The 11,997-nt window shown below is 68.0% G+C and carries 13 protein-coding genes; 5 read left to right on the top strand and 8 right to left on the bottom strand.

Features of this window, described 5'->3' with window-relative positions; genetic code table 11:
* Positions 1-64: 64 nt before the first annotated feature.
* The 3 genes from TS85_RS16055 to TS85_RS16045 are packed head-to-tail and all read left to right on the top strand — an operon-like array spanning position 65 to position 2,254.
* Positions 65-358 (top strand): hypothetical protein, encoded by a 294-nt coding sequence (locus TS85_RS16055; RefSeq protein ID WP_044333609.1) that lies wholly within the window; start codon positions 65-67, stop codon positions 356-358.
* Positions 355-1,947, top strand: a complete 1,593-nt coding sequence (locus TS85_RS16050) for a PepSY-associated TM helix domain-containing protein (protein ID WP_044333607.1) — start codon at positions 355-357, stop codon at positions 1,945-1,947. The genes TS85_RS16055 and TS85_RS16050 overlap by 4 nt, the downstream gene beginning before the upstream one ends.
* A complete protein-coding gene (locus TS85_RS16045; protein ID WP_044333605.1) occupies positions 1,937-2,254 on the top strand; it encodes a DUF3325 family protein in 318 nt (105 codons plus the stop codon). Before TS85_RS16050 ends, TS85_RS16045 begins: the two co-directional genes overlap by 11 nt.
* A 19-nt stretch (positions 2,255-2,273) precedes the next feature.
* Here the strand turns inward: TS85_RS16045 and queA are convergent, their stop codons facing one another.
* The 5 genes from queA to TS85_RS16020 form a co-directional block, all read right to left on the bottom strand.
* Positions 2,274-3,326, bottom strand: a complete 1,053-nt coding sequence (queA, locus tag TS85_RS16040) for a tRNA preQ1(34) S-adenosylmethionine ribosyltransferase-isomerase QueA (protein WP_044333603.1) — start codon at positions 3,324-3,326, stop codon at positions 2,274-2,276.
* Between the two features lie 19 nt (positions 3,327-3,345).
* Positions 3,346-4,035: a peptidylprolyl isomerase gene (locus TS85_RS16035; RefSeq protein ID WP_052507962.1), complete on the bottom strand. Its 690-nt coding sequence runs from the start codon at positions 4,033-4,035 to the stop codon at positions 3,346-3,348.
* A 78-nt stretch (positions 4,036-4,113) separates the two neighbouring features.
* Positions 4,114-4,617, bottom strand: coding sequence for a pantetheine-phosphate adenylyltransferase (coaD, locus tag TS85_RS16030; protein WP_173426281.1), 504 nt, complete (start codon positions 4,615-4,617; stop codon positions 4,114-4,116).
* A 17-nt stretch (positions 4,618-4,634) separates the two neighbouring features.
* Entirely contained in the window at positions 4,635-5,534 is a 900-nt protein-coding gene (locus tag TS85_RS16025; protein ID WP_044336434.1) for a polyprenyl synthetase family protein, read from the bottom strand.
* 11 nt (positions 5,535-5,545) lie between these two features.
* A complete protein-coding gene (locus tag TS85_RS16020; protein ID WP_044333598.1) occupies positions 5,546-5,791 on the bottom strand; it encodes an exodeoxyribonuclease VII small subunit in 246 nt (81 codons plus the stop codon).
* Between the two features lie 113 nt (positions 5,792-5,904).
* Between TS85_RS16020 and TS85_RS16015 the strand changes: the two genes are divergently transcribed.
* A complete protein-coding gene (locus tag TS85_RS16015; RefSeq protein ID WP_044333596.1) occupies positions 5,905-7,287 on the top strand; it encodes an NAD-dependent succinate-semialdehyde dehydrogenase in 1,383 nt (460 codons plus the stop codon).
* A gap of 24 nt (positions 7,288-7,311) precedes the next feature.
* Positions 7,312-7,569: a hypothetical protein gene (locus TS85_RS16010; protein ID WP_044333594.1), complete on the top strand. Its 258-nt coding sequence runs from the start codon at positions 7,312-7,314 to the stop codon at positions 7,567-7,569.
* Between the two features lie 554 nt (positions 7,570-8,123).
* On the opposite strand, the gene TS85_RS16005 is transcribed toward TS85_RS16010, so the two are convergent.
* The 3 genes from TS85_RS16005 to TS85_RS15995 form a co-directional block, all read right to left on the bottom strand.
* A complete protein-coding gene (locus TS85_RS16005) occupies positions 8,124-9,812 on the bottom strand; it encodes a long-chain-fatty-acid--CoA ligase (protein WP_044333592.1) in 1,689 nt (562 codons plus the stop codon).
* 31 nt (positions 9,813-9,843) lie between these two features.
* On the bottom strand, positions 9,844-10,047 hold the full coding sequence (locus tag TS85_RS16000) for a hypothetical protein (protein WP_044333590.1): 204 nt from the start codon (positions 10,045-10,047) through the stop codon (positions 9,844-9,846).
* Between the two features lie 64 nt (positions 10,048-10,111).
* Positions 10,112-11,800 (bottom strand): sensor domain-containing diguanylate cyclase, encoded by a 1,689-nt coding sequence (locus TS85_RS15995; protein ID WP_044336432.1) that lies wholly within the window; start codon positions 11,798-11,800, stop codon positions 10,112-10,114.
* Positions 11,801-11,997 lie beyond the last annotated feature (197 nt).

Below are 11,997 nucleotides of genomic sequence, written 5' to 3'. Positions count from 1 at the left end.
TCGCAATTGCTACTAGGCAAGGCTTTGGCTAGGGGCAACCCGGGATTTTCGAAGGGAGGGGGCTATGCCGCAGATCGCGGGACATCGGCGGGTGACGGCGCGGCTGTGCGCGCGCAGCCTGATCGCGCTGGTCGGAAGCTATGCCGCCGCATCGGGGCTCGCCGCGCTGTTCGCCCGGCTCGCGCCGATCGCCCGCGTCGAAGCGACTCTGTGGGCGATGATCGCCTCATTCGCGGTGTTCGCGGCCTTCGGGCTATGGGCGTTTCACGAACCGCGGCTCGGGCGCGTGGCGGCGGTGATCTGGGGGATTGCGGCGGCGTCGATCGGGCTCGCGCTGGCGCTGGGGGTGCGGCCATGAGCGGCGCTGCGGCAAAGGGCGTGCGCCAGTCGATGGCGTGGATCCATGGCTGGCTGGGGCTGCTCGCCGGATGGATATTGTTCGCGATGTTCCTGACCGGCACCGCAAGCTATTTCCGGCCCGAGATCACACGCTGGATGCAGCCCGAGCTGAACCTGCCCGAGACGTCGCCGGTGCAGGCGGCACAGACTGCGTTCGCGCATATGCAGGCGACGGCGCCCGACGCGCTGCAATGGTATATCTATCTCCCCGATGCCCGGAGACGCGAGACCCGGATCTTCGCGATGCCGCGGCCCAATCCGGACCCCAACGCGCCGCGCCCCAAACGCGCGGGCGAGATCAAGCTCGATCCGCAGACCGGCACGCCGCTCGCTGCGCGCGAGACGCGGGGCGGCGAGCATTTCTATCGCTTCCACTTCCAGCTGCAATTGCCGCACCCCTGGGGCCGCTGGCTGGCGGGCCTGTGCGCGATGTTCATGCTCGCGGCGATTATTTCGGGCGTGATCACGCACAAGCGGATCTTCGTCGATTTCTTCCTGCTGCGCTGGGGCAAGGGTCAGCGGAGTTGGCTCGACGCGCATAATGTGACGGCGGTGCTCGCGCTGCCGTTCCATGCGATGATCACCTATACCGGGCTGATCACGCTGGTCGTCATGTACATGCCGTGGCCGATCCTGGCCAATTACCCCAAGCCCGCCGCCTTTGCCGCCGAAGCCTATGGCACGGCCCCGGAGGTCCCGGCAGCGGGGCGTCCGGCGCCGCTGGCCCCGGTCGCGCCGATGATCGCCGATGCCGCGCGGGCATGGCAGGGTGGGCGTCCCGACAGCATCGTCGTGCGCAACCCCGGCGATGCCGCGGCGACGGTGACGCTGGCGCGCAGCGGCAATGACCGGCTGAACGCGCGGGGCGGGTCGATCGTCTATTCCGGTGCGAGCGGCCAGCGGCTGTCGATGTCGCCTGAGCCGGGGCCGGCGATCCGCACGGCGGGGGTGCTGCTGGGGCTGCATCTGGCGTCGTTTGCGGGGCCGGTGCTGCGCTGGACCGCCTTCCTGCTCGGGCTGACCGGCACTGCGATGGTCGGCACCGGGCTGGTGCTGTGGACCGCCAAGCGGCGCAGGCCCGGCGCAGCGCCGTTCCTCGGGCTGCGGCTGGTCGAGCGGCTCAATATCGGGGCGATCGCGTGCCTGCCCGCAGGGATGGCGGCGTATCTGCTCGCCAACCGGCTGTTGCCCGCGGATCTGGCCGGACGGGCGGACATGGAAGTGTCGGCGATGTTCCAGCTCTGGTTCGGCCTCGCCGCGCTGTCGCTGCTCCGCCCTGCGGCGCGCGCCTGGTCCGAGACGCTGGCAGTCGCAGCCGCGCTGTTCGCCGCGCTGCCGGTGGTCAACGCGCTGACCACCGGTCGGGGGATCGTGCATAGCATCGCGGCGGGCGACGGGCTGTTCGTGGCGTTCGACCTGGTGTTCCTGTCGTGCGCCGGCCTGCTCGGCTTTGCGGCATGGCGCGCCCGGCGGCAGCCGAGCCCGCGCGTCCGGCAGCCCCGGATGCGCCCCGCGTCGATCGGGGAGGGGGTGTCGCATGGCGTTTGAGGCCGGGCTGATCGCCTATACCGGGCTGGCGGGGCTGGCGGCGTCGGTCGCCAAACATCGCCGCGACGATCCCGCGCTCCGCTTACTCCCGCCCGCCACGGTGCGGGTGGCGGGCAGCGTACTGCTGGGCCTGTCGCTGCTGCTTGCGATAGCGGGATGGGGCAGCGCGATCGGCATCGTTGGCTGGGTCGCGCAGATATCGGTCGCGGGCGTCGCCTTCGTCCTGCTGCTGTCCTGGCGCCCGCGCATCGCCTTTCGCCTGTCGATCGCGGCGCTGCTCTGCGCTGGCGTGATCGCGGTGGCCTGAAGCGGCAAACCGAGGCGCGCTACGGCAGCAGCAGCGACCCGTCGCCATAGCTGTAGAAGCGATAGCCCTGCGCGATCGCATGGGCATAGCCCGCTTTCATCCGATCCAGCCCCATCAGCGCCGATACCAGCATGAACAGCGTCGAGCGCGGCAGATGGAAGTTGGTGACCAGCCCGTCGATCCCCCGGAAGCGATAGCCGGGGGTGATGAAGATCGCGGTGTCGCCTTCGAAGGGGCGGACGATGCCGTCCTCGCCCGCGGCGCTTTCGATCAGGCGCAGGCTGGTGGTGCCGACGGCGATCACGCGGCCGCCGGCGGCGCGGACGGCGTTGAGGCGATCGGCGGTGGCGGTGTCGATGCGGCCCCATTCGGCGTGCATCCGGTGCTCGGTCGTGTCGGTCGCCTTGACCGGCAGGAAGGTCCCGGCGCCGACATGGAGCGTCAGCGTCGTGTGACCCACTCCCGCCGCCGCCAGCGCCGCCATCAGTCCCGGGGTGAAGTGGAGCGCCGCCGTGGGGGCCGCGACGGCGCCGGGTTCGGTCGCGAACATCGTCTGGTAATCGTCGGCGTCGCGCGCGTCGGTGGGGCGCTTGGAGGCGATATAGGGTGGGAGCGGCATCCGCCCGCAGCGTTCGAGGAGCAGCTCGATGGGCTCGTCGCCTGCGAACTCAAGGGCGAAGCTGCCATCGTCGGCGCGGTCGAGCGCGCGGGCATTGACGCCCTGGCCGAAATCGACTGCGTCACCCTCGGCCAGCCTTTTGGCGTTGCGGATGAAGGCGCGCCAGCGGCGTGGCCCTTCGCGCTTGTGCAGCGTCGCGCCGATCCGTGCGCCCGCCGCATCCTCGGCGCCGGGGCGGGGGGCGCGGTGCCCCTCGAGCTGGGCGGGGATCACGCGGGTATCGTTGAACACCAGCAGATCGCCCGCGCGGAGCATCGCGGGCAGGTCGCGCATATGGGCGTCGCTTGTGGTGTCGCCATCGAGCACCAGCAGCCGCGCGGCATCGCGCGGTTCCGCCGGCCGGAGCGCGATGCGTTCCGGGGGCAGCTCGAAATCGAAAAGGTCGACGTTCACGGGATCGGTCGACGCTGCCTTATTGGGGCAGCGTCACCTTCGTCTCGCCTTCGGGCAGCGCGTTCGCGACCGGGGCGGGCGCCTGATAGGGCGGGGGATTGTCGGCGGCGACATAGGCGCGGAGGATGCGCGTGGGGTTGGCGGGCGGCTCGCCGCGCTCGATCTTGTCGACCCACTGGATGCCATCGGTGACGCGACCGAACACGGTGTAATCATGGTCGAAGCCCAGCCGCGGGCCGAACATGATGAAGAACTGGCTGTTCGCGCTGTTCGGATCGGTCGCGCGCGCGGCGGACACCGCGCCGCGGACATGCGGCAGGTTGTTGAACTCGGCGGGCACGTTGGGCAGGTCGGAGCCGCCGGTGCCGTTGCCCTTGGGGTCGCCGCCTTGCGCCATGTTCTCGCCGCCGTCGATGACGCGGTGGAAGATGATGCCGTCATAGAATTTGCGGCGCGTGAGCGTCTTGATTCGCTCGACCATCTTTGGCGCGACGTCGGGTCGCAGCCGGATCGTGACGCGACCCCCGGTCGACAGATCGAGGACCCAGGTGTTTTCGGGATCGGCGGCAACCTTGACCGGCACGTTCGCGCCGTCGGAGGCGACGCCCTTGAGCGGCTCGACCTCGACCTTTGCGGGTGGCTTCTGGGCAAAAGCGGGGACGGCGGTAAACAGGGCGGCCAGACTGGCCAGGGCAGCAACGAAACGCATCAATATCCCCGATCGGAGCAGGTACTGGATTTGGAACCGGGGTCTAAAGCAATCGCCGCGTTGCGGGAAGCCCGCGACTCAACTGCCCTTGCGGCCGATCCGCACCACGCGCGCGGCGACTTCGGCCTCGACGCGGGGCGGCACGAACTTGCGGATCGCGCCGCCGTATAGCGCGATCTCCTTGACCAGCCGGCTGGCGATCGGCTGGAGCGAGACGTCGGCCATCAGGAAGACCGTCTCGATCCGGTCGTTGAGCTGCTGGTTCATGCCGGCCATCTGATATTCATATTCGAAGTCGGCGACCGCGCGCAGCCCGCGGATGATGACGCTGGCGTGCTCGCGCTCGGCAAAGTCCATCAGCAGCGAATCGAAGCTCACGACCTGGATGTCGCCGTCGACGAGATCCGCGGTCTCGCGCTTCACCATCTCCATGCGTTCCTCGATGGTGAACATCGGGTTCTTCGACGGATTGGTGGTCACGCCGATGACGAGCCGGTCGACGAGCTTCGCGCCGCGCCGGATGATGTCCATATGGCCGCGGGTGATCGGATCGAAGGTGCCGGGATAGACGCCGGTGCGGATGGTCATGTCGGCGCTCCTCAGCGATCCCGGTCCAGCGTGAAGCGGGCGATGTCGCGCAGCAGGTCGGCCTCCGGGCCATAGGAATGGAGATGCTCCACCGCCTGTTCGACCAGCAGCCGCGCCTGTGCCCGCGCGCGATCGAGGCCGAGCAGGGTGAGGAAGGTTTCCTTGCCCTGGGCATCGTCCTTGCGCAGCTTCTTGCCCGCCAGCGCCTCGTCGCCCTCGGCATCGAGGATGTCGTCGGCGATCTGGAAGGCGAGGCCGACGTCGCGCGCATAGCCGCGCAGCCCGGTGCGGCCCTCGACCGGCACCTTGCCCAGGATCGCGCCGCATTCGACCGCGCAGCTGATCAGCGCGCCGGTCTTCATCGCCTGGAGCCGCGTCACGGTGTTGAGGTCGAAGCTGGCCTTCTCCGCCTCCAGGTCCATCATCTGGCCGCCCGCCATGCCCGAAGGGCCGGCGGCATGCGCCAGCGCGCCGACCAGCTCGATCCGCACGAACGGATCGGGGTGCGTCGCCTCGTCGGCCAGTATCTCGAACGCCAGCGCGTGGAGGCAATCGCCCGCCAGGATCGCGGTGGCTTCGTCGAACGCCTTGTGCACCGTGGGCTTGCCGCGGCGCATATCGTCGTCGTCCATCGCGGGGAGATCGTCATGGACGAGCGAATAGACATGGATCGCCTCCAGCGCGGCGGCGACGCGCGCGGCGCGGCTGCGGTCGACCGCGAACAGCCGCGACGTGGCGAACACCAGCAGCGGGCGCAACCGCTTGCCCCCGCCGATCGCGGCGTGGCGCATCGCGCGGTACAGCCCCTGTCGCGGATCGCCCGGCACCGCGAGCAGCGAGTCGAACATCCGGTCCATCTCGCCCGCGACGTCGCGGAGCGCAGCCTGGAGGGGGAGCGAGGCGTCGGCCATGCTCGCCACGCTCAGGCGGCGGCGAAGGGCGTGGTGCCCGTCGGGCGCCCTTCCGCATCGGTGCGGATCGCCTCGATCCGGGCCTGCGCCGAATCGAGCCGCGCCGCGCATTGTCGCCGCAGCCGGTCGCCGCGCTCATACAGGTCGATCGCCTCCTGGAGCGCGGCATCGCCGCTTTCCAGCCGGCCCACGATCCGCTCCAGTTCCTTCAGTGCTTCCTCGAACGAAAGCTCTGCGATGTCCGCTTGGTCTGCCATGGACACGCTATGCGGCACGGCGGGCAGGGAAGGCAACATACCAGCGTAGAATTGCGGCGATGGCACTTGCCGGCCTAGCCCCGCGTTGAGGCGCGACCAGACAGGAGATTGCCATGTTCACGAGCATCAACCCGGCGACCGGCGAGGCGGGCAGCAGTTTCGAGGAACTGGACGAGGACGGCATCGAACTGGCGCTGACGCGCGCGCAGACGGCCTATCGCGCATGGCGCAACGCGACGATCGAGCAGCGGACCGCGCTGCTGTCGGCGATTGCCGACCAGTGGGCGGCGAACAAGCAGCATCTGGCCGAGACCGCGGTGCGCGAAATGGGCAAGCCGATTACCGGCGCGCTAGCCGAAGTGGACAAGTGCATCGCCGGCTTCCGCCACTATGCCGAGCAGGGCCCCGGCTATCTGGAGGGGAGGACGGTCAAGACCCCGACCGGCCGCGCGCAGGCGCGGTGGCTGCCGATGGGGCCGGTGCTGGCGGTGATGCCGTGGAATTTTCCCTATTGGCAGGTGGTGCGCTTCCTCGCCCCGACGATCATGGCGGGCAATGTCGCGCTGCTCAAGCACGCCTCCAGCGTCCAGGGCTGCGCTGCGCTGATGCAGCAATTGGCCAGCGCCGCGGGCGCGCCCGACGGGCTGTTCCAGAACCTCGCGATCAAATCGGACAAGGTGGCCGATATCATCGCCGACAAGCGCGTCGTCGCGGTCACGCTGACCGGGAGCGAAGGCGCGGGGGCCAAGGTGGCGACTGCGGCGGGGCGGGCGCTCAAGAAAGTGGTGCTGGAGCTGGGCGGGTCGGACCCGCTGATCGTGATGCCCTCCGCCGATATTGACCTCGCGGCGAAGACCGCGGTGACTGCGCGCGTCCAGAATGCGGGGCAGAGCTGCATCTGCGCCAAGCGGATGATCGTCCATGCCGAGGTGTATGACGCGTTCCTCGAACGGTTCGAGGCGGGGATGCGCGCGGTCAAGATCGGCGACCCGATGGACCCCGAGACGGTGATGGGCCCGCTGTCGAGCGAGGCGCAGCGCGACACCGTGCTGGAACAGGTCGCGCGCGCCCAGGCCGAAGGCGCGACGCTGCGGCTGGGGGGCGAGCGGATCGACCGGCCCGGCGCATGGATGACGCCGGGGGTGCTGACCGGCATCGACCCGGAGAGCGACGTGGCCAAGGAGGAGATATTCGGCCCCGTCGCCGCGGTGTATAAAGTGGCGAACATCGCCCAGGCGATCGATCTGGCGAACGATGTGCCCTATGGGCTGGGCTCGTCGGTTTGGACGCAGGACGCGGCGGAGATCGAGCAGTTCGCCCGCGACATCGAGAGCGGGATGACGGCGGTCAATGCGCTGCTCGCCTCGACGCCCGAGGCGCCGTTTGGCGGGGTCAAGCTGTCGGGCCATGGCCGCGAGCTGGGGCCATGGGGGATGCACGAGTTCATGAACCTGAAGGCCGTGATGTATGGCGCGGGGGCGAAGCCGGGCGATTGAGGCGCGAACGAGGATAAGGGGAAGATGTCCGAAGACTATGCGCATGGCCGCCGCGACGGCCTTCGCCTCGCGCTGGCGATCCTCGCGGCGGAGGAGGCGAAATGGGCGGCGCTGCTCGGGGAGAGCCGATCGGGGCGGACCAATTTGGTCCGGCAGGTGCGGCACAAGGCGCTCCAGGTGGCGCAGAGCCGGGTGCAGACGGCGTTGAACCGGCTGGCGCCGCGGGACGATGCGGGGGTGAATGCGGAGCTGGCGGAGGCGCTGGAGAAGCTGGGGCTGTAAGGGGGGGGGCTGGTGGCAGTCCCTGTCCACCTCGCTGCGAGGTCGGGGGAGTGCCATTCGAGATCAGGTCTCCCTACCCCTTCAATCTCCCACAAAGGGAGAGGGTGCTGACCGCATTCGTCCTAGCGTAATTTGCGACTTATTTATTGATTCTGCTTGATATTTATGTAGCATTGCGGCGTCACACCCTGTGACGGGAAAGGAAGCGCAATGGTAAAACTGATTTTGGTTTCGCTTGCGTCCGTGGCGTTAGTGTCATCTTCATCAATGGCTTTGGCAATTACTACTCCGGTTCCCGCATACGAGGATCATCCGCCTGCTCCTTGGGAGACCTCACCCGAATGCGACAACGCCGCTCGGCGGTTCGCCCGGCAGCATTCGGGTACGACTTACGTCTGGGATCCGAACTACGTTTATTATTATAACATATACTATGATGGCGATGAATCGGTGTTTGGCGCACCAGGGTGCCCGATGATTTAAATTGTCGGCAGCGCGGTGTTTCGGTGAGCGGAGGGCGTGTATAGCGCCGGTCACGGTTGGGCGCATGCCTTTCAAGCGCCCATAACCTCCGCCACCAGGTCCTTGCGGCTGAGCTTGCCGATCATCGTCTTGGGCATGGTCGCGCGCACTACGCATTCGCTGACCCGCTCATGCTTGCCAAGCTGGCCGTTGAGCCACAGGCACAGCCCCGGCCCCTCGACGCTTTCGCCTTCGTTTAGAGTGACATAGGCGTGGGGCAGCTCGCCGTGATAGGCGTCGGGGAGGCCGATCACGAGCGCTTCCTTCACCGCGGGGTGGCGATAGAGCACCGCCTCGATCTGGCTGGGGAACACCTTGAAGCCGCCCACCGCGATCATGTCCTTCAGCCGGTCGACGATGCGGATATAGCCGTCTTCGTCGATCGTCCCGACATCGCCGGTGCGCAGCCAGTGCGACTCGCCATCGACGGTGGCGAACACGGTCGCATCGGTATCGGGGCGGTTCCAATAGCCCTGCATGATCTGGGGGCCTGCCACGACGATCTCGCCCGGTTCGCCCTCTGGCGGAGGCCGGGTCGGGTCCTCCTTGTCGACCAGCCGGACGCGGGTGGCGGCCAGCGGCTGGCCGATCGTGCCCGGCTTGTTGAGCCCGACATAGGGATTGGCCGAGACCACGCCCGCGCTTTCGGACAGGCCATAGCCTTCGATCACATGCGCGTGCGTGATCGATTCCCAGCTCTCCTTGAGCTGTTGCGACAGCGGCGCGCCGCCCGAGATGCAGAAGCGCAGGCTGCTGAAATCATCGGGCTTCATCCCCGGCGCGTCGAGCAGCGCCTGGTACATGGTCGGCACCCCCGGCAGCGCGCCGGGGCGGGTGCGGCGCAGCTCGGCCAGCGCCTGCTGCGCGTTGAAGCGCGGCAGCATCACGATCTCGCCGCCGGTCAGCACGGTGCGATTGAGCACGCAGGTATTGGCGAAGACGTGGAAGAAGGGGAGGACGCCCAGGATGCGATCGGCGACCTTGCCCAGATCGGGGTCGAGCCGCGCGACCTGCCGCGCATTGGCCGACAGATTCTGGTGCGTCAGCATCGCGCCCTTCGGGATGCCGGTGGTGCCGCCGGTATATTGGATCAGCGCCAGATCGCGTTCGGGGTCGATCGCCGGGGTGACGCACGATCCTTCGTTGGCGATCAGCGCCGAGAACGCCAGGACGCGCGGATCGGCGGGGCGTGGCGTGACTTCGGCGGTGCGGAACAGCCGGTAGAACAGCGACTTGGCCGGAGGCAGCGCCCCGGCGATCGATCCGACCACCAGCCGCTCGACCGCGCTCTGCTCGAGCACCCTGAGCGCGGTCGGGAGCAGGGCGGTCGCGGAGAGCGTGAACAACAGCCGCGTCCCCGAATCGGCAACCTGCGCCGCCAGTTCCTCGACGCTGTACAACGGCGAGAAATTGACGACGACCGCGCCGAGCTTGAGGATGCCATAATAGGCGGCGACATAATGGGGCACGTTGGGCAGGAACAAGCCGATCCGGTCGCCGGGGCCATAGCCCAGCGCGCGCAGCCCGCAGGCGACGCGATTGGCGCCGTCCAGCGTTTCGGCATAGCTGTATTTGCGGCCCATGAAATCGAGCAGCGGCGCCTCTGGATGCGCGGTCGCGCTCGCGTCGAACAGCTCGGCCATCGACAGGGGAGGAAAGGAATCGTCCCATGCCCCGGGGTGGCGATAGGCGGTGCGCCAGATACTCTCGAAATCGCTCATTTACACGAGTGTAAGCAGCGCCGGGCGAGCGTCAATAGGCGAGGCGTCGGCTCCAGGTGACCAGCACCGAAACCCCGACAAGCCCCAGGTCGACGACCGCCTGAATCCGGCGCGGGGAAACGTCGCCCTGATCATGGGCGAGGATCTGGATCGATGCGCGGTGCTGCGGCGACGCGAAGGCGACCAGCGCCAACGCCGCTGCTCCTGCGAGGATGATCCGATTGCGTCGCGTCATGGTCGCACATCTACGCGCATGCGCTGGGAGCCGCAAGCGGGCGGGAGCCGCAAGCGGCGGGGTTTCAGGCGGCGCGGCGGACGGCGGTGCGGAAACGGTCGCGACCCGCCGACTTTGCTTCGAAAAGTGCCGCGTCGGCGCCGCGATACAGCGCCTTCCAGTCGCGATCGGTGACCAGCGGCCCGACACAGGCGCCGATGCTGGCCGTCACGCGCAGGTCGAACGGCATCCGCGCGTTGCGGAGGCGGGCCAGCAGCGCATCGGGCTCGATCGCCGATTCCGCGGGGGTCAGGATCGCAAATTCCTCGCCCCCCATCCGCGCGACCAGCGTCTGGGCGGGAAGCGTAGTGCGCATCACCCGGGCAAAGACGCGCAGCACTTCGTCGCCGCCGTCATGCCCGAGGGTCTCGTTGACGCGCTTGAAGTGATCGATGTCGACCACGAGCAATTGCTGGTCGCCCTCGCGGGCAATGGCCTTGTTCAGGAAGGCGCGGCGATTGAGCAGCCCGGTCAGCGGATCGGTATCCGCCAGCCGGCGCGCCATCACTTCGGCGGCGATCGCGTCGTCGCGCTCGTCACGCAACAGGCGGATGCGATAGGCGATCGCGATGGCGGACATCAGCGCCTCGCTCGTCGCCGAGACGATCGTCGAATTGTCGATCCAGAAGCTCCAGGGCAGCACATGCAGGTTCGACAGCGTGCGCAGCAGCGCCATCAGGATCGGCAATCCCCACCCGACCGCAAACAGCCACACATAGCTGCTCCGCTGCCGCCAGCCCCGCCACAGGATCGGGCCGACGACAGTGGCGAGTCCCAGGAACGCCAGCGTGAACACGATGTCGGGCACGCGCGGCGCCACGGGTGCCAGGAGGAAGAAGGACAGCCCTGCGCCCGAGGTGGCCAGCGCCACCCCGGTCGAATAGCGTTTCAGCCACCCGGCGAAAATCCGCGGCTCGAAGAAATTGCGGGCGAACATGATCGCGGCGGCGGAGGCGAGACCGAGCAGGAGATAATTGAACCGCAGGCGATCATTGTTCGCCAGGCCGGGGAACGCCCAGGACATCGCCCCCGACGAGGTGAAGGTGTAGAGCATCAGCGCCGCGACCATCACGCAATAGTCGAGCTGGAACCGGTGCCGAAGCGCGCCCCATAGCGCCAGATTGTACATCACCAGTGCGAGGCACAGCCCGGCAAATCCGGCATAGAGCGCGGCCATGCGCAGATTGATGGCGCGGCTCTGGTCGGCGGTGGCGAGCCGCGCGCCGAACAGGATGCCGCGCATGTTCGGCGATTTCTCGACATGCCACAGCAGGCGCACGACCTTGGCCGGGCGCGCGGGCAGCGGCTGTTCGACGACCGCTCCAAGCTGGATGAAGGGGGCGACGCCGGTGCGCCCGGTCGCCATCGACAGGATTTCGCCGTCCGCATAGAGGATGTGGAGCGTCAGCCGCTCCTGCCAGACGCTCGCCAGCCGCACGCGCAGCGGATCGGATTCCAGCGACTGCCGGTCGATCGGCGAGGATAGCACCCAGAAATCGCCCGTTCCCAACTTATGCTGCGGCGTGGTGCAATCGAAGCGCTGCGGCTGATGGAACAGCGCCGCGGGGCGCATCCCGCCCGTATCGCGCAGGATGCACAGGTCGAGGGGGGACCCAGCGGCGCTGGCCTCGGCAATCGCCGGGCGCGCCGCTGCGTACAGGGCGAGGCTGGCGACCATCAGGCGCAGGAACCGGGGCCAAAAACGGACGAACATGATCCCTGCTACGGGTAACATGACGAACAACCGGTAAACTTCGGGCGTCAGGGCGCTGTCCGCGCGCCAATCGCACTTCGGTCCGCGCAGATTTGCGACGAACCGAATATTGCACATGTCCATATTTGGGACAGGCAGGTGCCGAAGACGCGCCCGGCGCGCCCAGCGCGGGCATGCTTTCGCGCTTCAAAACGAAA

It is taken from the genome of Sphingomonas hengshuiensis (assembly GCF_000935025.1).
GTDB classification, from domain to species: Bacteria; Pseudomonadota; Alphaproteobacteria; order Sphingomonadales; family Sphingomonadaceae; genus Sphingomonas; species Sphingomonas hengshuiensis.
The sequence above is the reverse complement of the archived record's forward strand: the minus strand, read 5'-3'. Positions and strand labels throughout refer to the sequence as shown.

What these genes read in the sequence shown, in the direction of transcription:
- TS85_RS16055 (WP_044333609.1), top strand. Translation starts at nt 65, where the DNA reads ATGCCGCAGATCGCGGGACATCGGCGGGTGACGGCGCGGCTGTGCGCG.
- TS85_RS16050 (WP_044333607.1), top strand. Translation starts at nt 355, where the DNA reads ATGAGCGGCGCTGCGGCAAAGGGCGTGCGCCAGTCGATGGCGTGGATC.
- TS85_RS16045 (WP_044333605.1), top strand. Translation starts at nt 1,937, where the DNA reads ATGGCGTTTGAGGCCGGGCTGATCGCCTATACCGGGCTGGCGGGGCTG.
- TS85_RS16035 (WP_052507962.1), bottom strand. Translation starts at nt 4,035, where the DNA reads ATGCGTTTCGTTGCTGCCCTGGCCAGTCTGGCCGCCCTGTTTACCGCC.
- TS85_RS16025 (WP_044336434.1), bottom strand. Translation starts at nt 5,534, where the DNA reads ATGGCCGACGCCTCGCTCCCCCTCCAGGCTGCGCTCCGCGACGTCGCG.
- TS85_RS16020 (WP_044333598.1), bottom strand. Translation starts at nt 5,791, where the DNA reads ATGGCAGACCAAGCGGACATCGCAGAGCTTTCGTTCGAGGAAGCACTG.
- TS85_RS16015 (WP_044333596.1), top strand. Translation starts at nt 5,905, where the DNA reads ATGTTCACGAGCATCAACCCGGCGACCGGCGAGGCGGGCAGCAGTTTC.
- TS85_RS16010 (WP_044333594.1), top strand. Translation starts at nt 7,312, where the DNA reads ATGTCCGAAGACTATGCGCATGGCCGCCGCGACGGCCTTCGCCTCGCG.
- TS85_RS16005 (WP_044333592.1), bottom strand. Translation starts at nt 9,812, where the DNA reads ATGAGCGATTTCGAGAGTATCTGGCGCACCGCCTATCGCCACCCCGGG.
- TS85_RS16000 (WP_044333590.1), bottom strand. Translation starts at nt 10,047, where the DNA reads ATGACGCGACGCAATCGGATCATCCTCGCAGGAGCAGCGGCGTTGGCG.
- TS85_RS15995 (WP_044336432.1), bottom strand. Translation starts at nt 11,800, where the DNA reads ATGTTCGTCCGTTTTTGGCCCCGGTTCCTGCGCCTGATGGTCGCCAGC.